The organism is Rhodobacter sp. TJ_12, from assembly GCF_020023995.1.
Classification (GTDB): Bacteria; Pseudomonadota; Alphaproteobacteria; order Rhodobacterales; family Rhodobacteraceae; genus Rhodobacter.
This window is the reverse complement of sequence record NZ_NRRD01000004.1, coordinates 162,257-186,111: the sequence shown is the minus strand read 5'-3', so window position 1 is coordinate 186,111 and position 23,855 is coordinate 162,257. Positions and strand designations below refer to the sequence as shown.

Below are 23,855 nucleotides of genomic sequence, written 5' to 3'. Positions count from 1 at the left end.
AATGCTTGGTTAATACAAAAGCGAGAAATCCTATGCTTTAGGGTGTGTAATTGCGCAAAAGAAACGGCACCGAAATCGGCGCCGTTTACAAATTCTTGAGGATTTTCAGACGCTCGGCGGCCCCGCTTAGGCGCTGCGGCGGGTGGCCATCGCGGCGGCGAACCGTTCGAACAGATAATAGCTGTCTTGTGGGCCGGGGCTGGCTTCGGGGTGATATTGCACGGAAAAGACCGGCCGATTCTCCAGCGCGATGCCGCAGTTGGAGCCATCAAACAAGCTGATATGGGTTTCCGTGACGCCCGTGGGCAGGGTCTGCGCATCGACCGCAAAGCCGTGGTTCATCGAGGTGATTTCCACCTTGCCGGTGGTTTTATCCTTCACCGGATGGTTCGCGCCATGGTGGCCGTGGTTCATCTTGATCGTTTTGGCGCCAAGCGCCAGCGCCAGCATCTGGTGGCCCAGACAAATGCCGAAGACCGGCAAGTCTGTCTCCAAGACGCCCTTGATCATCGGCACGGCATAGGCCCCCGTTGCCGCCGGATCGCCCGGCCCGTTGGACAAAAACACGCCTTCGGGATTATGCGCCAGCACCTCTTCGGCGGTGGCGGTGGCAGGCAGCACCGTCACATCGCAGCCCGCCGAGGCCAGACAGCGCAGGATATTGCGTTTCGCGCCATAATCGATGGCGACGACCTTGAAGCCCGGTTCGCTGCGGGGTTTGTAGCCCTCGGGCCAAGCCCAACGCATCTCGTTCCACTGGTAGCTTTGCGTGCAGCTGACTTCGCGGGCAAGATCAAGGCCGACAAGACCTTTCCACTCCCGCGCCTTTTTCACCAGCCCCTCGATGTCGAAATTGCCGTCCGGGTCATGCGCAATGGCCACATGCGGCGCGCCTTGTTGGCGGATCGCGCGGGTCAGACGCCGGGTGTCGACCCCGCCCACGCCGATTCTGCCACGTTTTTCCAGCCAGCCCACAAGCGGCTCGATCGCGCGCCAGTTCGACGGTTCGGTCGGGTCCCATTTCACCACAAGGCCCGCGGCGACCGGCTCGCCGGTTTCGTCATCTTCGGGGGTGACGCCGACATTGCCAACATGGGGGAAGGTGAAGGTCACGACCTGCCCGGCATAGCTGGGATCGGTCATGATCTCCTGATAGCCGGTCATCGCGGTGTTGAACACCAGTTCGGCGACGGTTTCGCCCACGGCCCCAAAGCCACGCCCATAGAACAATTGCCCATCTGCCGTGGCGATCAGGGCGGTGGGTTTTTCCGATGGCGGGGTTTGTGTGGGCATGGCGCGACTCCCGGGGCAAAATTCGGCTGAACCTACGGTTCGGCGCCGAGGGCGTCAAGGCTTTTGGGAAAAAGAGGAAATTCAATGAAATCAATAATTTGTCGCGGTTGTATGGCGGCGGGCTTCAGGCTAAGGTGACGGCTGGTTCAAACTGAGCAGGACATGGGCATGCGCGAAAAGCTGGCATCGGCGCTGAAAGAGGCGATGAAGGCCAAGGAGGCGGTGCGGCTGTCGACCCTGCGGCTGATCAATGCGGCGATCAAGGATCGCGAGATTGCATTGCGGGCCGAAGGCGATGGCTCAAGCGTGGGCGATGCCGAGATCTTGGCGATTCTGGGCAAAATGGTGAAGCAGCGTCAGGAATCGGCGCGCGCCTACGAGGAAGGCGGGCGGTTGGAACTGGCGGAAAAGGAATTGGCCGAGATCGCGGTGATCGAGGAATTTCTGCCACGCCAACTGACCGCCGAAGAGGTTGACGCCGCGATCACCGCTGCGATCGAAAAGCTGGGCGCCAGCTCGATCCGCGATATGGGCCGGGTGATGGCAGAGTTGAAATCCGCCCATACGGGGCAAATGGATTTCGGCGCGGTCGGGCCAATGGTCAAGGCGCGGCTCGGCTAAAGCTTGGGCCGGTCTCGGCACGGGTGCCGATGCGGCGCGGATAAGAAAAGGCCCGGTCGGTGATCCGACCGGGCCTCTCACAAGGCGATTGCCTCAAGAAATGTCTTATTCGGTGACGACCGAGGCCAAGAAGGCGACGATGTCTTCTTGGTTTTTGTTTTGCTTGTGGGTCATGCCCGAGCGCGCACGCTTGTTGCCGGTCTTTTCTTTCAAGAAGGCGGTCGGGTCTTGCATGTAGACGGCGATTTCTTCCGCGGTCCAGACAAAGCCGCTTTCGCCCAGTTCGACGATCGAATCTTTGTAGCGGAAATCCGGGTAGCTGCCGGCTTGACGACCGATCACGCCATAGAGGTTCGGGCCGACCTTGCCGCCTTTGACGATATCGGTGCCGTCAGGCGCGGTGATCGAGTGGCAGGTTTTGCACTTGGTGAATTCTTTTTCGCCAACGGCGGCATCGCCCTCGGCCAGCGCGGGCGTGGCCAGAGCGAGCGCGGCGAGGGTGGCATAGAGGCTGATCTTCATCGCTGGTTCCTTGGTCTGTTTGCTTGCCCGGAGCGCCCGGGATCGAAAGGCAGTCTTTGTGCCCGGTATTCCCCTTACCACAGGGCAAAAGGTCGCGCATCTCACATTAGTACATTTTGCTGTGCATGCACAAAATTCCGTTACCACGAGGTTGCCGGGCAGGATCGTTTGTTGCGCCCCATGAAAGGCGCGGCCCTATCTGTTCAAATTGCGCGGCCAAGGTCAACGGCCTCGTCACATCCGTGTTATGCAACTGTCGTGCCGGGGCTTGGCACGCCGGGGGCTATGTTGCGCTAAGGTTGGACGCACGCGCGTGCAAAGGCTGCGGCAAAGGTGGTCTCTAGTGCCACGTCAAGGTCTTCCAGCGTGACTGGCAGCCCCAGATCCACAAGCGAGGTCACGCCATGTTCGCGAATGCCGCAGGGCACGATGCCGGAAAAATGCTCTAGCTCCGGGTCAACATTGATCGAAATTCCGTGAAAGCTGACCCAGCGGCGCAATTTTACCCCGATCGCGGCAATCTTGTCTTCGCGCGGGCTGCCATCGGCTTGCAGCCCCTTTTCGGGCCGCTGCACCCAGACGCCCACGCGCCCCTCGCGGATTTCGCCGGTGACGTTGAATTCGGCCAGAGCGGCGATCACCCAAGCCTCCAGCGCGCGCACGAAACAGCGCACATCGCGACCGCGCTTGTTCAGATCCAACATCACATAGACAATGCGCTGGCCCGGCCCGTGATAGGTATATTGCCCGCCGCGCCCGGCCTCATAAACCGGAAACCGGTCGGGATCGACCAGATCCGCCTGCCGCGCCGAAGTGCCCGCCGTATAAAGCGGAGGGTGTTCCAGCAGCCAGATCGCCTCGTCGGCGGTGCCCGCCGCAATCGCGGCCACCCGTGCCTCCATGAAAGCAAGCGCGTCCTCATAGGCGACGGGTCGGTCGGATTTTATCCATTCTGGCATGTCTGGCTCCTGTTCTTTTGGGTGTTAGAGCGACAAAAACCTTGCCTCAAGCCCGATTCGGGCGAAAACTCACGGGAGTTTTATCGCGATGCGGTCTTGACGGCATCGCTTACGGGCTTTGCCCCGGAATCGGAGGACATTATGAAAGCGCGTCATCTCCTTACAAGCATTGTTGCCTTGAGTGTGGGGGTTACCGGCGGCACGCCCGTTTTGGCGGGCGGCGGCGATGTGGTTGGCGGCCTGATCGGCGGGATGATCGGGGCGGCCATTGTCAATGAGGCCAACCGGTCGCCCCGCCGCACCACGACGCGCCGCTCTACCATGTCGTCGGCCCAGCGGGAGCAAAACCGCGAAGTGCAGAATTCGCTCAATTATTTCGGGTATCCCGTGGGCACCGCCGATGGCGTTCTGGGCAAAAGATCACGCGCGGCGATCTCGCAATATCAAGCGCTTCTGGGTTATCCGGCCACCGGGCAACTGACCGAGATGGAGCGCAATATCCTTGTCACCGCCTACAACCGCGCGCAATTGGGCGGCCCGCAAGTGCAAAGCACCATCGCCCGCAGCCCGCAAGGCGTGCGCGGCATGCTTTTGGCGCAGCGCGATGAAATGATGGGGGGCACCGCCCATACCGGCTATGCGGGGGGCTACTCGGGGGGCACGATCGGCGGTCTGCCGCCCGAAGTGTCCGAAGCCGTGTTTGAAATCGCGCGCAACACCAATGTCGAGCCCGAGCAGCTTTTGCAGCGCGCGGGCTTTGTGCAACTGGCCGATATGAACGCCGATGGCCGGACCGATTACATGATCGATACCTCGGTCACCGGGTCGGGCTTTTGGTGCAATGGCCCCGCCTGCACGGTGCGGGTCTTTGCGTCAACGCCGCAGGGCTATCAGCGTAATGACTTTCAGGTGGCCAATGCGACCCCGGCCTCTTTCGCCTGCCGTCACGGGCTGTGCGAAGTGAAAGGCGGCGGCACGATGGCGACCAATCCGGCGGTGCCGATGCCAAGCCCCGGCGCCGCGCTGCCCAATACGATGATGGCGGCCCAACCCACAGCCCCGGCCCCGGCCTCGGCGATGCCCAGTTTTGCGGCGGCCACCACGCCTGCGCCGGCGCCGACGATGCCCAGCTTCGGCTCGGCCATGGCAGCGCCGAAACTGACACTTGCGCGCTATTGCGCGGGCGTGAACGCAAAATCGGGGTCCAATGGCGGGCTGCAAACGGTCGCGGCGATGTCGGACCCGGCGCAGGCGTTGGGCGAACAATTCTGTGCCGTTTCGGCGGCCGCGAAGGCTGATGGCGACGCGCTGGCCGCGCAGATCCAAGGCTTCACGCCCGAGCAAATCGCCACGCAATGCCGGGGCTTTAGCGCCGCGCTGAAAGATCAGGTCGCCAAGCTGACCACCACCCCGCGCGATGACATGGTCGCCTCGATCCAAGGCTGGATCGGGCAATCGGGCATGGCCGAGGATCAACTGATCTCCACCTCCAAGGTTTGCCTGTCGATCGGCTATGGGCTGGACGAGGCGGAGATGGCGATTGCCTCGGCGCTGGTGCTCGCCGGGACGGGGCAGATGGTCTATGCGGAAATGCTGGGCCACCACCTGACCGCGGGCGTCGGGATCGAGAAACATCCCGATTTGGCGCTGGATTGGTATGGGCTGAGCGCGGATGCGCTGTCAGTCGGTCAGACCCCGGTGTTCTTGCCCGAACAGCCCGACCGGGCCAGCTTGATCAAGAAAGCGTCGATGGCGCTCAATGGGCGCGCGACGGCGGTGCCGCTCTTGCCGGTGCCGGTCACCGCGCCCAGCAGCCCGGCCCCGACGGAAACGGCGATCCCGGCCTCGGCTTCGGCGGGCACGATCTCGACCAAATCTGCCGCGGGCGGGATTTCCGGCCTGGCCAGCTTTGCCGCCGGGGCCGCAAATCTTGTGGCGCAGGGCTCGTCCAAGCTGCCCGCGCAACCCTGATCGGGCGCATTTAGACCGTTTGCGGGGGGGCGCTACGGCGCCCCTTGTGCGTTCGGGCGGGGAATTGGGATCTGGGCAAAACCGCAGCGGCAGCCTTGGCAAGGCTGTTGCGAAACCCGCCAGTTGCGTGATCTGCGGCCCCGGCCAAAGCCTGCGACAAGAAATTTTCACCCGAATTGTTCAAAGCGTCAAAATGGGGCTTTTCATTCGCCGCAGGCTCGGCTAAACGCCCCTCACCAAGCCAAAACGTGCGGTTGTGGCGGAATTGGTAGACGCGCAGCGTTGAGGTCGCTGTGGGGTAACTCCCGTGGAAGTTCGAGTCTTCTCAACCGCACCACTGGCCGGATGGCCGTAAGCCCGGGGCGCAAGCTCCGGGTTTCGTCTTTTCTGCCCTTGCCCGTTTGCGCGCCTGTGCCTGTCTTATATCCTTTTGGTTTGTGCCCATATGCCAAGCGGTTTCCGGACCGGCGACGGCAAGGCGCTTTCGGCGCGAGAAGCGTTTCCGAATTCGCTCAGATTCTTCGTTAAATGGAAAATCCTGCCTTGCCGGGCTTAACCGGAGATTTAGCAGTTTATGTGTTCCTGAGCTTGGGTGACTCCGCGCATGCGGCGCGTCAGGCATGGGGCAAGGGCCGTGGCGATCTACACGATACAAGGCTTTGATGAAGCGCAGATCCTGATCGAGGGGGGCGGGTCTACCCTCACAACCGGGTCGAACTTCATGATCGACCCCAGTTGGGACTACGATACCTCGCGCCTGACCTTCGTGATCGACGACGAGGGCACCAATCTTGAAGGCGACAGCACCAATGATGAAATCGGCAACGATTTCACGCAAAACGCCGATATCTATGATGCCACTGGCACACTGCTGACCTCGGGGCGGATCTACGCCGAGCAGGCCGCGGTGTTCACCGCGCCGGATGGCGCTACGATCACGCTTTATGTGTTGGAAATTAATGGCGTCGTGGTGGGGCAGGTCGCCACGGCCCCACTGACGCCCGGTGTCACCTATCACGTGACCTCAATGCCCGATGTAACCGATGGGCCGACCTATGTCTCGCTCGCCTCGATGAGCTTTGATCCGGATCTGGCCAATACGATCGAGGGCGGGGATTACAACGACTCGATCCTTGCGGGGGCGGGGGATGACACGATCACCACCGCCGGGGGCAACGATACGATCAACGCCGGCGCCGGGTCAGATACGATCTATGGAGGGGCAGGCAACGATTCTATCGAATACGGCACCGGTGGTGACGAGGTCCACGGCGGCGATGGCAATGATTACATCGACGATTACGCAGGCTCCACCGGCTATGTCTGGAACGACACGATCTATGGCGATGCAGGCAATGACACGATCTATTCCGGGTATGGCAATGATTATGTCGATGGCGGCGCCGATAATGACACGATTTTTGGCGAAGACGGCAATGACACGCTCCTTGGTGGCACCGGCAATGACTGGATCGAGGGGGGCAATGGCAATGACAGCATAGAGGGTGGCGCGGGCACAGATGTCATTTTGGCGGGCGCTGGCAGTGACACGGTGCGCGGCGGCGACGGGGCTGATAGCATTGCAGGCAACACCGGCGACGACATCCTTTACGGCGATGCCGATGCCGACCGCTTCTATTTCGAAGCGAACTGGGGCCATGACACGGTCTTTGGCGGCACCACCACCACCGCGGGCGGTGTGGATGAGGACACGCTTGATTTCAGCTATTTCAGCGGAGTGGGCGGGATTTCGGTCATCTTCACCGATTGGGAAGACGGCCATGCCGATCAGGGCGCAAACAGTGTCCAGTTCGATAATATCGAGGCGATCTATGGTTCAAGCCTTGGCGACACGATTAATGCCGGCGCCGATGGTTCGGGCCTCACGCTTGATGGGGCGGCGGGCAATGACAGTATCATTGGCGGCTCAAGCCATGATCTTATTCGGGGCGGCACCGGGGATGACACGATCTATTCCGGCATGGGTCAAGACACCGTCTATGGCGGTGACGGCAACGACTACATTGATGACCTAAGCGGGGTGCAAACCGCGACCTGGGCGAATTACGTCGATGCGGGCAGTGGCAATGACACCGTCTATACCGGGGGCGGATCGGATACGATCTACGGGGGCGATGGCGATGATAGACTTTACGGCGAAGCGGGCGATGACCTCATTTATGGCGATGCGGGCAATGACACGATCGACGGCGGCGCGGGCAATGACACGATCGATGCGGGGGATGGGGACGATTCCGTTTGGGCCAATAGCGGCGATGATCTGATCACGGGCGGTGCGGGCAATGACACCCTGCACGGCGCGGCGGGCAGCGATACGCTTTCCGGCGGCACCGGTCTGAACGAACTGCACGGCGACGACGATGCCGATACTTTCTTACTTGGCTTCGGGGATGGCGCCACCTCTATTTACGGGGGCGAGGGCGGCACCGATAGCGACACGATCATCTTGTCCGGCGCGGGCGCGACGGTCACTTGGACCGGCTGGGAAACCGGCACCATCACCTATGACGGCGATCCGGCGGTCCATTATTTTTGGGAGATCGAGCAGGTCATCGGCACCGATTTCGCCGATAGTTTCGACGCGAGCACGGCCTTGGACGGGGTCGATATCGACGCGGGCGGCGGCAGCGATGTCATCATCGGCTCGGATTATGGCGATTCTATCTCCACTGGGTCTGGCGCCGACACGGTCACCGGCGGCGATGGCAATGACACGATTCTGACCGTCAGCGGCAATGATGTGGTCGATGGGGGCTTGGGCGATGACTCGATCCATGGCGGCTCGGGCAACACCACGCTTTCGGGCGGCGATGGCAATGACACGATCATCGGCGGCACCGGGTCAAACGATATTTCGGGCGGCACGGGCGATGACCTGCTGATTGCCTCGACCACGACCGGGAAAGACACGCTCGACGGCGGTGACGGGGCCGATACGATCCAGGGCGGGCCGGGGGACAACGCGATTCTGGGCGGGGCGGGCGATGACAGCATCACCACCGGCGATGGCGCGGATACGGTCGATGGCGGTGCGGGGGCCGATACAATCACCGCCGGGGCCGGTGCCAATTCCATCGCGGGTGGCGATGGCAACGATTCCATTACCGGCGGCAGCGAGGCCGAAACGCTTGCGGGCGATGCGGGCAATGACACGATTGCGGGCGGTGCGGGCAATGACCTGATTTGGGGCGGTGCCGATGATGATGTGCTGTCGGGCGATGATGGCGATGACACGCTGATCGGCGGGACCGGCTCGGATACGATGACCGGTGGCGCGGGGGCCGACACCTATACATTCGCGGATGGCGACGGGGCCGATTTCATCGCCGATTTTGACCTGAGCTATGCGGGCAGCCTGACCACCGACCAATTAGATGTGAGCGGGCTACAGGATTTCAGCGCAAATCCGGTCACCACCTGGGATGTCTCTGTTACGCAGGACGGCTCGGGCAATGCGGTGCTGGGCTTTCCCGATGGCACGACGGTCACGCTTTTGGGGATCACGAAGGACAGCGTTGACAGTGCGCCGGTTTTGCATGCGATGGGCATCCCCTGTCTGGTCGCCGGATCGCGGGTTGCCACGCCGCGCGGGCCGGTCCCGGTGGAGCGCCTGAAGCCCGGCGATTTGGTCAATACAAGAGCGGGGCCGCCGTTGCCCGTTATTTGGGCGGGATCGCGGCATGTAAGCCCAAAAATGATGCATGACGACCCGAATCTCCTGCCAGTTGAAATTGCAGCCGGACGGTTGGGGAATGCCCAGCCGGTCCGGCTTTCGGCGTTGCACGGGGTTTTTGTGCCCGAAGGGGCCGCGGGGGCCTTGGCGCGTGCAGGGCATTTGGCGGCTTGCGGCTGGGGCGGTGCACGGCGGATGCGCGGGGCGGTGCGGCATGACGAGGGGGTGACTTATCACCATCTTTTCTTGCCGCATCACGCGCTGATTGCGGTTGAAGGGCTCTGGGTGGAAAGCTTTTGGCCGGGCGTGCAGGGGCTGCGCAGCCTTGATCGCGCAGCGCAGGTGGATTTGATTCGCGCAATGCCCCGGTTGGCGGGGGTGCTGTGGGGGGATGCCGCCCCGGATCAAGTCTATTCGCGCCCCGCTGCAAAGTTTTTGCGACGCCGCGAAATTGATCGCAGGGCATGCGTGCTCTGGTCGCGCAGCGCCTGCGACATGGCGTATTTTGACGGTTTTGTGTCGAAACCTGTCGCACCGGTCCCTACGTTTCGACTTGCCGGAAATGACAGTTGAATTCTGCAAACGGCGCTGTTTTAGTCAGCGCCACGGGAGCAAACGAACCACAAAAAAGCCACGGGGAGCCCGCATTGACCGCTGCACAGACCGACGATGGTTTCGTCGTATTTGACCATGTCCAGAAAAGCTACGACGGCGAAACGCTGGTCGTGAAAGATCTGAACCTGTCAATCGCCAAGGGTGAATTCCTCACCATGCTGGGGCCGTCAGGGTCCGGCAAAACCACCTGCCTGATGATGCTGGCAGGCTTTGAGACGGCGACGAACGGACGGATTTTGCTTGATGGAACCAACATCAACGAAATGCCGCCGCACAAACGCGGGATCGGCATGGTGTTCCAAAACTATGCGCTTTTCCCGCATATGACGGTGGGGGAGAACCTGTCTTTCCCGCTGGAAGTCCGTGGGATGGGCAAATCCGAGCGCGAGGCCAAAGTGATGCGCGCGCTCGACATGGTGCAGATGGGGGCCTTTGCCAACCGTCGCCCGGCCCAGCTTTCGGGCGGCCAGCAACAGCGCATCGCCTTGGCGCGCGCGCTGGTGTTCGACCCCAGCCTTGTGTTGATGGACGAACCTTTGGGCGCGCTTGATAAGCAACTTCGCGAACATATGCAGTTCGAGATCAAGCACCTGCATGAAAATCTTGGCCTGACCGTGGTCTATGTGACCCACGACCAAGGCGAAGCGCTGACCATGTCGGACCGCGTCGCGGTGTTCAACGATGGCCGCATTCAGCAATTGGCCCCGCCGGATCAGCTTTACGAACAGCCCAAGAACAGCTTCGTGGCCCAATTCATCGGTGAAAACAACAAGCTGCCCGGCACCGTTGAAGAACTGGACGGCGAGAAATGCCTTGTGCGGCTGGAAACGGGCGAGCTGATCGACGCGACGCCGGTCAACATTCGCCACAAAGGGCAAAAGACGCTTGTGTCGATCCGGCCTGAACGGGTCGAATTCAAGCCCGAACTGATGCCCGAAGGCGCCCATATGATCGACGCCGAAGTGCTCGAAGTGATTTATATGGGGGATATCTTCCGCACCCGCATGAAGGTTGCGGGAAGCGAGGAATTCGTGATGAAATCGCGCAATGCCCTTGGCCAGACCAAACTGGACGAGGGCGCGCGGATCAAGATCGGCTGGCACCCTTATGATGCCCGCGCGCTTGATCCGATGTGAGGAGGGACAGAGAGACCATCCACCTGATGCGGCGGCCCCGCCGCATCAGCTGCTAAGCGGGGAAACATCCGTATGCGGCACCGGACCAACAGAACCAACAAGGGAGCAACTACATGAAAAAGCTAATGATCCTCAGCACCGCGCTGGTCGCGACAAGCGCCGCCGTGCAGGCCGCCGAGATCAACGTCGTTTCCTGGGGGGGAGCTTATACCGTCAGCCAAGTCGAGGCCTATCACAAGCCGTTCACCGAAATGACCGGCATCAAGGTCAATTCGATCGATGCTGACAACCCCGCCTCGCCGCTGAAAGCGCAGGCCGAAGCCAACAACGTTTCGATTGACCTTGCCGACGTTGAACTGTCGGATGCGATCAAGATGTGTGATGAGGGCCTTTTGGAAGAGATCGACCCGTCGATCCTGCCGCCGGCCCCCGATGGCACCCCGGCGACCGAAGATTTCGTGCCGGGCGCGATTCAAGATTGCGCCGTCGCGAACATCGTCTGGGCGACCGTGATCGCCTATGACAAGACCGAGTTCGACACCGCGCCGACCACGGTTGCCGATTTCTTCGACACCGAAACCTATCCCGGTAAGCGTGGCCTGCTGAAATCGGCCAAGCGCACGATGGAACTGGCGCTTTACGCCGATGGCGTCGCGCCCGAAGACATCTATGACGTGCTGGGCACCGACGAAGGCGTTGCGCGCGCGCTTGCCAAGCTCGACACGATCAAGGATGACGTGGTCTGGTGGGAAGCCGGAGCGCAACCGCCGCAACTGCTGGCCGATGGCGAAGTCGTCATGACCAATGGCTACAACGGCCGCTTCTTCGCCGCCGAAGTCGCAGAGGGCAAACCCTTCGGCACGATCTGGGACGGCTCCTACATGGATTACGACCTGTGGGTGATCCCGAAAGGCGCGCCGAACAAGGAAGATGCGCTGAAGTTCCTGGCCTTCTCGACCGACACCCAGCGTCTGGCCGATCAGGCGAAATACATCTCGTACGGTCCGGCGCGTAAATCGTCGAACGAGCTTGTCGGTCTTTATCAAGACGGCAAGACCGAGATGGCGCCTTACATGCCGACCAACCCGGCCAACATGATGTCGCCGATCTGGACCGACCCGACCTTCTGGGCGGATCACGACACCGAGTTGAACGAGAAGTTCAACGCCTGGCTGGCGAGCTGATAATTTAACCTAACGCGGGCGGGGAAAAACCCCGCCCGTTCTCCTCCTGCCCGCCGCCTTCGCGCGGTGGGGTGACCGCTCATGACCGGGGAACCGAATGACCGACGCAACCTCCGATATCCCGACCGGCCCATTGAAGACGGCCGACGGACGCCCGCTTAAAGCCGCGCTTGCCGCTTCGCTTGCTGTGCGTCGCCGTCGCGCTTTTATGCTCGTTGCGCCGCTCTTTTTGTTCATCATGATCACCTTCATCGTGCCCATCGGGCAGATGTTGTTCAAATCCGTCTATAACGACGGGTTCTCGAAGAACGCGCCCGCACTGGTGCAATGGTTCGACACCCATCCCAAAGGCTCGGAAATCGATGAAAGCGCCTATGCCGCGCTGCATTCGGACCTTGTTCTGATGCGCGAGCAGAAGACGGCAGGCGAGGCGGGGACCCGGATCAACTATGATATTTCTGGCACCCGCTCGCTGTTTACCGGCGGCGCGCGCAAGGCCAAGAAGATGGAGCCGCCCTATAAAGAGGCGTTCCTAGAGATCGACGAGGATTGGGGCGATCCGAATATTTGGCGCGCCATGCGCTCGGCGGCGAACCCGTTCACGATTGACTTCTACCTTGCGGCCAACGACCTGACCCGCGACGAAAGCGGCGCAATCACGGCGGTGGATGAAGGGCAGGCGATCTATAAGAAGCTGATGGGGCGCACGCTGATCCTGTCGATTGAGATCACCGCGCTGTGCCTTTTGCTGGGCTTCCCGGTCGCGCATCTTCTGGCCACTTTGCCGATGCGCAAGGCGATGCTGCTGATGATCTTGGTGCTGCTGCCGTTCTGGACCTCGCTTCTGGTGCGCACGACCTCATGGATGGTGCTGTTGCAAAGCCAAGGCGTGCTCAATGATGTCTTTGTCTGGCTTGGCATCATCGATGACGAGGGCAGAATACAGATGATCTATAACGAGATGGGCACGATCATCGCGATGACCCATATTCTGCTGCCCTTCACGATCTTGCCGCTTTACTCGGTGATGAAGACGATCCCGCCCAGCTATGTGCGCGCCGCGCGGTCGCTTGGGGCCACCTCTTGGACGGCGTTCCGTCGGGTCTATGTGCCGCAAACGCTGCCGGGCATTGGGGCAGGGGGGCTTTTGGTCTTCATTCTGGCGATGGGCTATTACATCACCCCGGCCTTGGTCGGTGGCGCAGATGGCCAGATGATCTCCAACATGATCGCCTTCCACATGCAAAAATCGCTCAACTGGTCGCTCGCGGCCGCCCTTGCCGCGCAACTGCTGGCGATCGTGCTGATCTTCTTCTGGATCTACGACAAGCTCGTCGGCATCGATAAGATGAAGCTCGGCTAAAAGGACGACACCTATGGCACTTCCCGTCTATGCAAGCCCGCTCGAGAAGCTGTGGCACTACACCTACATCGTGCTTTGCGCGGCGATCTTCATCTTCCTGATCGCGCCGATCTTGATCATCATCCCGCTGAGCTTCAACGCAGAGCCCTATTTTACCTTCACCGAGCAAATGCTTGCCTTCGACCCCGAGGGCTATTCGATGCGGTGGTATGACAAGCTGATCACCTTCGGGATGATCGACCCGGATGCGCCGCGCGACATGTCGTTCTGGCTCGATTTCTGGCAGCATGCGGCCTGGATGCAGGCTGCCAAGAACTCGGTCATCATCGGCGTCTTTGCGACGATCTTGGCCGCAGGTCTGGGCACCATCGCCGCGCTTGGTCTGACGCGCCCGGAAATGCCCTTCCGCAAGCAGATCACCGCCGTGCTGATTTCGCCGATGATCGTTCCGATCATCATTTCGGCAACGGGGATGTTCTTCTTCTACTCGGGCCAATGGGTGCCGACGGTGGGCGCGGATGGCTTTGAATGGGGCCGCCTTGCGGGCACCTATGTGGGGATCATTCTGGCGCATGCCGCGCTGGGCATTCCGTTCGTGATCATCACCGTGACGGCGACGCTGTCGGGCTTTGACCAATCCTTGGTGCGGGCGGCCGCCTCGCTCGGGGCCAACCCGCGCACCGCGTTCTTTCGGGTTGTGATGCCGCTGATCATGCCGGGCGTGATTTCGGGCGGGCTGTTCGCCTTTGTCACCTCGTTTGATGAGGTGGTGGCCGTGCTGTTCATCGCCGATCACACCCAGCAAACGATCCCGCGTCAGATGTGGAACGGCATCCGCGAACAGATCAGCCCGGCGATCTTGTCGGTGGCGACGCTGTTGGTGATCTTGTCGGTGAGCCTGCTTACGGTGGTGGAGCTGCTGCGCCGCCGGTCGGAGCGGCTGCGGGGCATGTCGCCCAGCTAAGCGACCGCCTGAGTTGAGATGAACCGAAGAGGGGGGCTGTCTGCCCCCCTTTTTGCGTCTGTCGCCGCAAATTCACCCCCCGAGGATATTTGCACAAAGTCGAAGCGAAGGGGGCGTTTTCGTCCCCGCTTTGGGCCGCTATCGGGGAAACAGACAGCTGTGCGTTTCCTGTGCTGCGGTGAGCGAGGTGCTGGGCCGGATCAGGGCGCGCCCCTTTTCGCTTTCAGCGCAGTTACGGCAAAATAGCGAGCCAGACCCAGACCGACAGGATCGACAACGCCGTGGCCACCAGCACCGAAGAGGCCGCGACACGCTTGGCCGTGCCATACATATTGGCAAAGAGGTAGGCATTCACCCCGGGCGCCATTGCAGCGGTCAGCGTGGCCGAGCGTAAAGCGGGCGCGCCAAGGTCAAAGACGAAATGGCCCAGCCCATAGGCAATGGCGGGGTGCAGCAAAAGCGACAGCCCTGTGACCATGGCAATCGCCCGCCCGTCGCCTTCGGGGCGGTAGCGCACCAACACGCCGCCAAGGCCGAACAGCGCCGCAGGAAGGGCCGCGCCCGCGATCATATCCATCGCGGACCAAACGGGCGCGGGCAGCGCTATGCCGGTCAGGTGCTGGCCCGCCTGAATGGCAAAGCCCGTCAGAATGCCGATCACCAAGGGCGTACGCAAAACACCAATGAGCGCATTTAGCCCCACGCGGCTAAGCCCGGCGCCGGTGCCTTGGCTGCGCACCCATTCCATCGCCACGATACCGATCGTGTAGAGAAACGGCGAATGCACCGAGATAATAGCGAAATTGCCCGAAAGCGCCTCGTGCCCATAGGCGCGTTCGGTGATCGGCACGCCCAATAGGAGCGAGTTTGAAAACAGGCATGCAAAGCCAATCGCCACCGCATCGGGCCCAGTGCGGCGCAGCACCCCGCGCGCCAGCGTGGCGCCAATGGCAAAGGAAATCAGCGCCCCCGCGTAGAAGCTGACCATCAGCCCAAGGTCATAGCTTGCCCCCAGATCGAGCCGCGCGATCGACCGCGCCAAAAGCACCGGCACGGCGAAGTTTTGTGCAAAACGCATCAGACCTTCGACCGCTGCCTCGGAGAAAAGGCCCTTCCACGCGACGATATAGCCAAAGCCGATGACCAGAAAGACCGGCAAGATGACGTCGATCAGCCCGCTCATGGCGCGGGCAGGTCCAGCACCATGCCATCATAGGCGCCGCGGATATGGTCGGGCGTTTCCGCCTCCACCCGCGCGTGGTCCAAATCGATATGCATATTGGTCAGCACAGCGGTTTTGGCACCGGCCTGCGCGATCCAGTCCAGCGAAAGCGCCAGATGCGCATGGCTGGGGTGCGGCTTGTAGCGCAACGCATCCAGCACCCAGCATTCCAGCCCTTGCAAATGGTCCCAAGCGGCTTTGGGAATGGCCGAAACATCGGGCAGATAGGCAAGATCGCCAATTCGGAACCCAAGTGCGGGGATATTGCCATGTTCTACCGTGAACGGCGTGAAGGGGATCGCCCCACCCGCGCCGGTGATGGTAAAGGGGCCGTCGATTTGGTGCAGATCGCAAATCGGCGGGTAATCGCTGCCCTTGGGTTGCACAAAAGCGTAATCGAACCGGCTTAGCAGCGCTGCGCGCGTGGGCGCATCGGCCCAAACGGGTAGCCGCGCGCGCATGTTGAAGGTGATCTGGCGGATGTCATCAAGCCCATGCATGTGATCGGCGTGGGGGTGAGTGAAGGCCACGGCATCCAATGTCGCCACCTTGGCGCGCAAAAGCTGTTCGCGCAGATCCGGGGAGGTGTCGATCAGCACCCGCGTGGTGCCTGCCGCACCGACCCGTTCCACCAGCATCGAACAGCGCGAGCGGCGGTTTTTGGGGTTTTGCGGGTCGCAATCGCCCCAATGCCCCCCAATCCGCGGCACGCCCCCAGAGGAGCCACAGCCAAGGATCGTGAAGCGCAGCCGGTCAGCCATGGCGGGCCTTTGTAAACAGACGGTCGAAATTCGCCGTGGTCGCGGCCGCAAATTCTTCAAGGCTCAGCCCAAAGACATCGGCGCCCACCTGCGCGGTCTGCACGGTATAGGCGGGTTCGTTGCGGCGGCCGCGATGCGGCGGCGGGGCCAGATAGGGGCTGTCGGTTTCCACCAAGATCCGATCCAGCGGCGCTTGCGCGAAAATATCACGGATCTCGCCGCTTTTGGGGAAGGTTGCAACGCCCGACATCGATAGATAACAGCCCAGTTCCAGTGTTTGGCGCGCCAGCTCCGGCCCAGACGAGAAGCAATGCATCACGCAGCCAAAGGGCTTGCGTTTCATCCCCTCGGTCAGGATTTCGGCCATATCTTCATCGGCGGCGCGCGAATGAATGATCAGCGGCAGACCGGTTTCTTGCGCGGCCTCGATATGCAGGCGGAGCGAGACCTTTTGCACTTCGGCGCTGTCGGCGGTGTAGTGATAATCGAGCCCCGTCTCGCCAATGCCCACAAATTTTGGATGCGCGGCCAGCGCCACCAGCTCTTCGACGGTGGCCATCGGTTCCTCGGCGGCGCTCATCGGATGGGTGCCTGCAGCCCAGAACACCCCCTCATGCGCCTCGGCAATTGCCTTGACCTGATCAACCGCGCGCAGCTTGGTACAGATCGTGACCATACGGGTCACGCCGGCGGCTTTGGCGCGGGTGATCACCTCGGGCAGTTCCTCGCCAAAGTCCGGGAAATCAAGGTGGCAATGGCTGTCGACGATCTGGGGAAGGGGCTTGGTCACGCTGTCTCCTGCCGTTTAGGCGGCGGTATTGATTGCCAGAACCATATCCATGACCAAGGCCGCCGGGTCAAGGTTGACGGCCTTGCCATGGCGCGCGCGGGCGCCCAAATCCTGATGCAATTCGGCCCATTTCAGTGCGGTGGCGCCGTTGGGGGACAGGCGCGCCATCAGTTGTGCTTCGCCCTTTGCGGCCTCGGGTTCGGGGGGGCCGGTCAGCCCCGCACGCGCCAGCCGTGACAAGAACAGATCCATCAGCCGCAAGATAAGATCGAACCGTGCGGCATTGGTTTTGCCCGCCGCGCCCTCGGCCAGGGCCCAGGCCTTGATCCGGTCAAGCCGGGGCAGGGTGGAAAATAGCTCCACCAGAATCGCGTAGCTTTCCAACCCCTCAAGGTTCAAAAGCCGGATCGCCTCGCCCACCGAACCGCCCGCAAGTGCCGACAGGGCCAGCGTTTCATCGCCTGCATCGGCTTCGGCGGCGGTCAGCGCCAAGGCAAGGTCTTCGGGGGCCAGCGTGGTCAGCCGCAATTCGCGGCAGCGCGAGCGGATCGTGGGCAAAAGCCGCGCGGGCTGATGGGTGACCAGCAAAAAGGTCACCAGCGGCGGCGGTTCTTCGAGCAGTTTCAGCAGCGCATTCGCGCCTCCGGTGGTGAATTCATCGGCGGCATCCACGACGACAACCCGCCGCCCGCCATCGGCGGCGGACAAATGCAAGAAGGCGGTCAGCTTGCGCACTTCTTCGACCCGGATTTCATCGGAAAGCGCGGTTTTTTTGTCATTCAGCCCGCGTTTGAGGTGAAAGACACGCGGTTCCGCTTCGGCCAGAATGCGGCGGCAGACCGGGTTTTCCGGGTCGGCGTCAAGGCTATGGGGCGGTTCGGGGGTGCCAAAAAGACCGCCGCCCTCGTCCAAGGGCTGGGTCAGCAAAAAGCGCGCGATGCGCCACGCCAGCGTGGCCTTGCCCACCCCGCGCGGGCCAGTCAGCATCCAAGCGTGGTGTAAACGCCCCGAGTTGAACGCCTCCAAGAAGGCCTGTTCGGCATGGCCTTGGCCGTAAAGGTGCAGGGTTTGGCGGGGATGGGGCGCGCCTTCGACCTGTGTAGGGTCTGGAAAATCGGTCGTGCTCATGCGCGCTTCGCCGCCAATGCGGCGCGGGTTTGGGCCAGCACATCGGCGGCCACTGCCTCGGGCGTGCGCGCGCCATCGATCACGCGAAAGCGCGGCGCGAATTCGCGGGCCAAATCCAGAAAGCCCGCGCGCATCCGCGCCTGCATCGCCACGCCCATATCCTCAAACCGTTCCTCATGGCCCTGCCGCCCCTTGGCGCGCGCCAGCCCCACGGCAGGGTCGATATCGATCAAAAAGGTCAAATCCGGTTCGCGCCCGATCATCAGCCGGTGCAGATCATCCACATGGGCGCGCAAATCACCGCGCGAGAGCCCCTGATACATCCGCGTGCTATCGGCAAAGCGGTCGCACAGCACCACCTTACCGGCCGCCAGCGCCGGGGTGATGGTGCGTTCCAAATGGTCGCGTCGCGCCGCGGTAAACAGCAAAATCTCAGTCTCGGGGGACCAGCGTTCGGGATCGCCTTGCAAGACAAGGGCCCGGATTTCCTCGGCCCCGGGGCTGCCGCCCGGTTCACGGGTGCGGATCACATCATGGCCCAAGCTCTCAAGCGCCTCGGCCAAAAGCCGCACCTGCGTGGATTTGCCCGAGCCGTCGATGCCCTCGAAGGTGATGAACATCGTTTAGCTGCTGGCCGTCATCGCCATCGCCCGGGCGAACAGACGTTCGGCGGCGGCGGTGAAGCGGGTCACGAAACCGCCGGGGGCAATATCGGTGGCCGCGACCAGCGGCACCATGCGCGGCGCGTCAAAACCGGGGACCGAAATTTCCAGCCGTCCGACCTGCGTGCCTGCCGCCACCGGCGCGGTCAGCGGCGCGTCATAGACCGCCTCGGCGGTGACGCCCGGCCCTGCGCCTGCGGGCAATAGCATGCGCACATCGGCCGCCGGGACCAGATCGACGGTTTTTTCTTTGCCGAGCCAAACCGGGGCCTGCGCCAGACGCGTGTCTTTCTCGGCCACGGTTTTCAGCACGAATTGACGAAACGCCCAATTGGCAATCGCCTCGGATTCCTGTGCCCGCTCTGCCTCGGAGCTAAGGCCCGAGATCACAAAGACGATGCGCCGTTCCCCCATCACCGCCGAACCGACAAGGCCATAGCCCGCCTCTTCGGTATGGCCGGTTTTCAGCCCATCGGCACGCCAATCGGCGGCAGAGATTTTCAACAGCGGGTTGCGGTTATGCGCATTGGCGGGCGCGCGGTTTTTGTAATTGAACTGCGTCTCCGCAAAGAGCGGGTAATATTCGGGGAATTGGGTGATCAGGCGCACCGCCAAAATGCCCAGATCATGCATCGACATGCGCTGATTGGGGTGCGGCCAGCCCGAGGCATTGGCAAAGGTCGAATGCCGCATGCCCAGTTGGCGCGCCCGCTCGGTCATCCGTTGCGCAAACGCCTCTTCGGTGCCCGCCAGCCCCTCGGCCACCACGACACAGGCATCATTGCCCGAATTGATCACAATGCCCTGCATCAGATCGCGCACAGAGGGGCGGTCCATCTCATTGAGGAACATGGTCGAGCCGCCCATCTGCTTGGCACGGGTGGAGACGGCAAAGGTCGTGTCCATCGTCACCCGGCCTTCGCGCAGCGCCTCGAACAGCAGGTTGAGCGTCATCAGCTTCGACATCGACGCGGGCGGCAGCGCCACATCGGCATTCTTTTCCAAAAGCACCGTCTGTGTTGTGAGGTCATAAACCCAAGCGGCGCGGGCACGGGTGTCAAAGGCGGCAGCGGGCAGCGCAGCAAGAAGCGCGGCCAGAAGCACGACAAGCCGCAGCATCGGTTTTGCAAAGGACAGGACAGGTCGCATCATCGGATCGGAAAGCCTCATTTCGAAACGGCATAGGCGTCGGGGAAGCCCACGCCCTTGACCTTTTTGAGCATGGCATCGCGGTCGGCCACCGAGGCGGCGGGCCCGGCGACCACGCTCCAGAAGGTTTTGCCTTGGGTTTTTTCGGTGCGGATCGTGGCACTGACGCCGACTTTGGCAAGCTGGTCGGTGGCGCGTTTGGCATTCGCCTCGATCGAGAAGATGCCGATTTGCAGGAACATCTTGCCTTTCGGGGCGGCGGGTTTCGTCGGTTTCGGTGGTGCGGGGGGCGCTTCGGCCGCGGCAATCGCCGCGCTTGCGGTGGCGGCGACATCGCGTGCCAGTGCGGTGCCCGGTTTGGCCACGGGGCGGCGCGTTGGGGGCGCGGGCGCATCAAGGGGCGCGGCGGCAATCGTTTCGTTTTCAGGCAGCGCGCCTTCGGGCGTGGACGGGCTGGGCATGGTGACGGGTTCGGGCGTCTCTTCGCGGCGCAGTGCGACAACGGCCAGTTCTGTGGGCGCGCCAGCCAGAACGCCAAGCGCGGCCGCCGCATCGGAGGAAACCTGCAGCCTTGGGCCTGGGTTTTCGCGTTCGCGCCGGAACAGCGCGCCGATCACGAATTTGCCATTGGCCGGGTTGCGAATGATCACCCGCTCGGGGTCTTTTACGCCCGGATGTGCCACCCAGACCCCGCCAAGCGAGGGCCGACCGTCCCAAAGCCCCGGTTCCGTGACCGAAAAGACCTCGGGTGCCTCGACATCGCGCTCGACGATGCGGCTTGATGTGGCGGGCGCGGGGCTCGTTTCCGCCGTGGCACTCTCTTTGGGGGCGCCCTTCAGAAACCCGAAGGGCTGGGTGCCCTCGGTGCAGCCCGCCAGCGCGGCCACGGCCCCCAGCGTCCAGACCCAGCGGATCGAATTCGACATGCCCATTTGCCCCTTTCGGCCCCCTGCGGGACCTCGTTATCGCGCCGTTTCGCGCCGTTTTTCCGCCGCGAACGGGGTTTGCCTTCTCTCTTGCGGACTGTAGCGGCTTCGCGGGGGCAAGAAAAGCACGCGCAAAGGCCGCAGGCGGTTTTCGTTGACGGATGGCTTTCAGAATCGCGTGAGAGGGGCTAGGGCAAGCGCACGGAAGCGTGGCCGAGTGGTTTAAGGCTCTGGTCTTGAAAACCAGCGTGGGGGAGACCCCACCGTGGGTTCGAATCCCACCGCTTCCGCCATTTTTCAAGGTGTTGATTTTGCATGGAAAATAGCGATTTTGACCAGGTGCCGAATCGGCTTGTTGGGACTCTTTCTGGGTAAGCATTGCCTCGATACGAAAAAGGGCGCCTGACGCCGCCCTTGAGGCTCTCAGTTCATCCGCCTCGACGTCTTAAGATTCACCGATGGGGATTGAGTCCCCGCAGCGCCAGTATTTGGGCTGACAATAAGGTGCAGCTAGAGAGAGAAACTTGGAACTCTCTCTTCGAAACGCTGCACGATTGCGGCCATGAAGGCAATCAACGAGTCCCGGACGACCTTTTGCACAGGCTCAGTGGTGGACCGCTCGAACGTGAAGCCATCGATAACTGTTTTGACGGTAACGCCCTGCTTCATAAAAGTTTTAATGATGTTTGTGACGTCATCGTAATTGCGCCGTAGGCGGTCCACCCACCGCACCACGGCCGCGTCACCGGGCCTTGTTGCACGCAAGAGGTGCGCGGCGGCGGGCCTATCTGCACAGGCAGTAAACACGCCCGAGACGCCCTCATCGGCGAAGATGCGGTCAATCTGGAAGGCAGCACTTCGCACCCCGCGGCTTGGTCCTTCCGAGGTTTGCCAATGTGGACCGCTACCATCTGGCAGCCACAGTTGCGTTGGGGTCCACGTCGAAAAACCTTCAGGTTTCCGGACCTTGACCTCGTAGCATCGCGGGCGCGGAAGTTTGTGATAACCGATGCTCAGTGCTGTTCCCCAAATCTCGGGAAGGCGCCGCAACTTCGATTGCGCCGAGAAGGTCCCACCAAGCATGGCGGATGCCGCTGGCGCTTGCAGGGCAACCGGTCATCGAAGCCGATCTCTGCAAACAGGCTGGTTGTTTATAAAACATTCCCCGGGGCGATGTCTGTGGTCAACAAGATCACCCACCACCGCGCCCGTTCCTGGCCGGGACCGCGAAGTGTGGGAAGGATTTGAAGCCTTAGTGTCCCGAGCTGCCCAGCGACCGACCTGAGCTGCACCAAGATCGCGCACGGCCCTGTTTGCGATGGAGCTTCGGGCTCCACTGCTTGGGCGTGTTTAAGCTGTGTGTCGAGGGCCGCCATAACGCCGATGCGATCCTGCCGATCCAATCCGCGCCGTAAGATGCCAGCCCGGTCGCCGCTGCGCGCGGTGCCCGACATCGCCTCTAGAAGGCTTTCCGCGAGGGCGTTCCATGCAACGATCTGCAAGTCGTGCTTCACCTGAACCACCGGCAACGGCAGGCGCAAAATCAAATCATCCATCGGCAAGGTCGCTTGGGCGGCCGATGCTCTGGCGATCATTTCCTCAAGTGCGCCCGCTTGCCCAGAGCACACCTCTTGCAAGCGCGCAAGCGCGTGTCGCAATGGCTCCGGCACAGGGATATCTGTCAAAGCCGCTTCGATCTGGGCGAAATACTCCGCGATTTCGGAGTGTGGGTCGTTCGACCGGGAAGGCGCGCGCGGGCCGGGCATGGGGGCGATCCTGTGAAAAGGGTCAAAGGGATGATGTGGCGAACGGGATATCCTTCGCGTAAGCCCGCACCGACAGTCTGGAAGGCGCAATCCCGGCCGGATCGCTTGGCGATACCGGTGGCGTGCGCCTACCCTCACGAGTTTCGCCCTGTGCGGCAAGCGCCATCGCGCCGCATGGGCAAAGAAAACGCTGTTTGAAACGGGCGCTCGAACGAATTTTCAAAATTCGTGTATTTGTCTTGCAAATTTTGCAAAATCACGTATTGGTGGTGTTGCGAAGTTTTTCGACCGCACCCTGTCTCCTTCATCGGCTTCAGTCTGCTTTCCGTTCTGACCAAGCCGAGTTGCCGCATTCTGCGGGCATCACCCTATAGAAGGAGTTCTCACGATGGCCACTGGCACCGTGAAGTTTTTCAACACCACCAAAGGCTTCGGCTTCATCGCCCCGGAAGGCGGCTCGCGCGATGTGTTTGTGCACATCTCGGCGATCGAGCGGTCCGGTCTGCGCGGACTGAATGAAGGCGAAAAGGTCAGCTTCGATGTCGAAACTGGTCGCGACGGTCGGGAGTCGGCCTGCGCGCTGGCGCTCGCTTGAGCCAGAAGCCTCAAGGCGGCAGCGCATCGCGCAACAACATGGCATCTTCCGGACTGTTCCGGGAGATACTGCCCGCTCCGAAAACGGCGCATGACAAGACGGCCGCTGCCGCGCGGCTCATTCTTGAGACGGAAGCGCAAGAAAGAGCGGAGCGCACGGCAACATTGCGCGCCGCGCGGCTTGCCCGTGATTCAAGCGCTGTCAAATCCTAAAGACGCCATCAAAATTTTCCGAGTGATCTCCGGTCGCCGCGACAATCGCAGCGCCGAAAGGACGTAATGACCAAAACATCTCCCCCCAAGCATCGCGCCAATCCGGTGCGCTGTGTCGACAAGACCCTGCCCGGACTGGGCTGGCGCGAATTTTTCGAGCGGCTCGGCAACGGCACGCTTCCCGCCGCTCCCCGCCGCACACCCCGTGCCGTGCACAGACCGGTGCAATCCTTCGTTGCTTACACGCCGGTTTCGGATTCCCGGTGAGGACGTTGACGCGATGCCGCCTCGTCCGAGGCGTTCCGCGTCCGTGACTATTTCA

Annotated in this window: 21 protein-coding genes and 2 tRNA genes; 11 read left to right on the top strand and 12 right to left on the bottom strand. The window is 61.9% G+C overall.

The genetic code is table 11. From position 1 onward, the window contains the following. Window positions 1–126: 126 nt before the first annotated feature. Window positions 127–1,293, bottom strand: coding sequence for a glutamine-hydrolyzing carbamoyl-phosphate synthase small subunit (carA, locus tag CKO11_RS05725; protein ID WP_223634140.1), 1,167 nt, complete (start codon window positions 1,291–1,293; stop codon window positions 127–129). A gap of 162 nt (window positions 1,294–1,455) precedes the next feature. Here carA and CKO11_RS05720 point away from each other — a divergent pair, with 162 nt between their 5' ends. Next, a complete protein-coding gene (locus tag CKO11_RS05720; protein WP_223634137.1) occupies window positions 1,456–1,914 on the top strand; it encodes a GatB/YqeY domain-containing protein in 459 nt (152 codons plus the stop codon). Window positions 1,915–2,019: 105 nt separating this feature from the next. On the opposite strand, the gene CKO11_RS05715 is transcribed toward CKO11_RS05720, so the two are convergent. Then, on the bottom strand, window positions 2,020–2,436 hold the full coding sequence (locus CKO11_RS05715; protein ID WP_223634134.1) for a c-type cytochrome: 417 nt from the start codon (window positions 2,434–2,436) through the stop codon (window positions 2,020–2,022). A 293-nt stretch (window positions 2,437–2,729) separates the two neighbouring features. Then, window positions 2,730–3,395: a lipoyl(octanoyl) transferase LipB gene (gene lipB, locus CKO11_RS05710; protein ID WP_223634128.1), complete on the bottom strand. Its 666-nt coding sequence runs from the start codon at window positions 3,393–3,395 to the stop codon at window positions 2,730–2,732. Window positions 3,396–3,578: 183 nt separating this feature from the next. Here lipB and CKO11_RS05705 point away from each other — a divergent pair, with 183 nt between their 5' ends. From CKO11_RS05705 to CKO11_RS05675, 7 genes are all read left to right on the top strand, one after another. Further along, window positions 3,579–5,366: a peptidoglycan-binding domain-containing protein gene (locus CKO11_RS05705; RefSeq protein WP_223634284.1), complete on the top strand. Its 1,788-nt coding sequence runs from the start codon at window positions 3,579–3,581 to the stop codon at window positions 5,364–5,366. Window positions 5,367–5,616: 250 nt separating this feature from the next. After that, window positions 5,617–5,703, top strand: a tRNA-Leu gene (locus CKO11_RS05700). Window positions 5,704–6,000: 297 nt separating this feature from the next. Beyond that, on the top strand, window positions 6,001–9,633 hold the full coding sequence (locus tag CKO11_RS05695; protein WP_223634125.1) for a Hint domain-containing protein: 3,633 nt from the start codon (window positions 6,001–6,003) through the stop codon (window positions 9,631–9,633). 74 nt (window positions 9,634–9,707) lie between these two features. After that, window positions 9,708–10,811 carry an ABC transporter ATP-binding protein gene (locus CKO11_RS05690; protein ID WP_223634122.1) on the top strand — a complete coding sequence of 368 codons (1,104 nt, stop codon included), beginning with the start codon at window positions 9,708–9,710 and terminating at the stop codon, window positions 10,809–10,811. A 113-nt stretch (window positions 10,812–10,924) separates the two neighbouring features. Then, window positions 10,925–11,995 carry an ABC transporter substrate-binding protein gene (locus CKO11_RS05685; protein ID WP_223634118.1) on the top strand — a complete coding sequence of 357 codons (1,071 nt, stop codon included), beginning with the start codon at window positions 10,925–10,927 and terminating at the stop codon, window positions 11,993–11,995. A gap of 97 nt (window positions 11,996–12,092) precedes the next feature. Further along, window positions 12,093–13,358, top strand: coding sequence for an ABC transporter permease (locus CKO11_RS05680; protein ID WP_223634109.1), 1,266 nt, complete (start codon window positions 12,093–12,095; stop codon window positions 13,356–13,358). 13 nt (window positions 13,359–13,371) lie between these two features. After that, a complete protein-coding gene (locus CKO11_RS05675) occupies window positions 13,372–14,322 on the top strand; it encodes an ABC transporter permease (RefSeq protein ID WP_223634106.1) in 951 nt (316 codons plus the stop codon). A 232-nt stretch (window positions 14,323–14,554) separates the two neighbouring features. Here CKO11_RS05675 and CKO11_RS05670 read toward each other — a convergent pair whose 3' ends face one another. Genes CKO11_RS05670 through CKO11_RS05640 form a run of 7 tightly spaced genes read right to left on the bottom strand, consistent with a single transcriptional unit; the run spans window position 14,555 to window position 20,960 of the window. Further along, window positions 14,555–15,505 (bottom strand): AEC family transporter, encoded by a 951-nt coding sequence (locus CKO11_RS05670; protein WP_223634103.1) that lies wholly within the window; start codon window positions 15,503–15,505, stop codon window positions 14,555–14,557. Beyond that, window positions 15,502–16,305: an MBL fold metallo-hydrolase gene (locus CKO11_RS05665; protein ID WP_223634101.1), complete on the bottom strand. Its 804-nt coding sequence runs from the start codon at window positions 16,303–16,305 to the stop codon at window positions 15,502–15,504. The genes CKO11_RS05670 and CKO11_RS05665 overlap by 4 nt, the downstream gene beginning before the upstream one ends. Continuing rightward, window positions 16,298–17,095 carry a TatD family hydrolase gene (locus CKO11_RS05660; protein WP_223634098.1) on the bottom strand — a complete coding sequence of 266 codons (798 nt, stop codon included), beginning with the start codon at window positions 17,093–17,095 and terminating at the stop codon, window positions 16,298–16,300. Before CKO11_RS05660 ends, CKO11_RS05665 begins: the two co-directional genes overlap by 8 nt. Before the next feature lie 15 nt (window positions 17,096–17,110). Continuing rightward, window positions 17,111–18,223, bottom strand: coding sequence for a DNA polymerase III subunit delta' (locus tag CKO11_RS05655; RefSeq protein WP_223634095.1), 1,113 nt, complete (start codon window positions 18,221–18,223; stop codon window positions 17,111–17,113). Further along, a complete protein-coding gene (gene tmk / locus CKO11_RS05650) occupies window positions 18,220–18,843 on the bottom strand; it encodes a dTMP kinase (protein WP_223634093.1) in 624 nt (207 codons plus the stop codon). Before tmk ends, CKO11_RS05655 begins: the two co-directional genes overlap by 4 nt. Window positions 18,844–18,846: 3 nt before the next feature. After that, window positions 18,847–20,037, bottom strand: a complete 1,191-nt coding sequence (locus tag CKO11_RS05645) for a D-alanyl-D-alanine carboxypeptidase family protein (protein ID WP_411741990.1) — start codon at window positions 20,035–20,037, stop codon at window positions 18,847–18,849. Window positions 20,038–20,051: 14 nt separating this feature from the next. Continuing rightward, window positions 20,052–20,960 (bottom strand): SPOR domain-containing protein, encoded by a 909-nt coding sequence (locus CKO11_RS05640; RefSeq protein ID WP_223634090.1) that lies wholly within the window; start codon window positions 20,958–20,960, stop codon window positions 20,052–20,054. Between the two features lie 203 nt (window positions 20,961–21,163). On the opposite strand from CKO11_RS05640, the gene CKO11_RS05635 reads away from it, so the two are divergent. After that, window positions 21,164–21,253: transfer RNA gene (locus CKO11_RS05635), tRNA-Ser, on the top strand. Window positions 21,254–21,470: 217 nt separating this feature from the next. Here the strand turns inward: CKO11_RS05635 and CKO11_RS05630 are convergent. Continuing rightward, window positions 21,471–22,043: a recombinase family protein gene (locus CKO11_RS05630; RefSeq protein ID WP_223634088.1), complete on the bottom strand. Its 573-nt coding sequence runs from the start codon at window positions 22,041–22,043 to the stop codon at window positions 21,471–21,473. Window positions 22,044–22,111: 68 nt separating this feature from the next. Then, window positions 22,112–22,726 (bottom strand): hypothetical protein, encoded by a 615-nt coding sequence (locus tag CKO11_RS05625; RefSeq protein ID WP_223634085.1) that lies wholly within the window; start codon window positions 22,724–22,726, stop codon window positions 22,112–22,114. A 388-nt stretch (window positions 22,727–23,114) separates the two neighbouring features. On the opposite strand from CKO11_RS05625, the gene CKO11_RS05620 reads away from it, so the two are divergent. After that, a complete protein-coding gene (locus tag CKO11_RS05620; protein WP_223634083.1) occupies window positions 23,115–23,321 on the top strand; it encodes a cold-shock protein in 207 nt (68 codons plus the stop codon). A gap of 278 nt (window positions 23,322–23,599) precedes the next feature. After that, window positions 23,600–23,800: a hypothetical protein gene (locus tag CKO11_RS05615; RefSeq protein WP_223634081.1), complete on the top strand. Its 201-nt coding sequence runs from the start codon at window positions 23,600–23,602 to the stop codon at window positions 23,798–23,800. The last annotated feature ends 55 nt before the right edge of the window (window positions 23,801–23,855 follow it).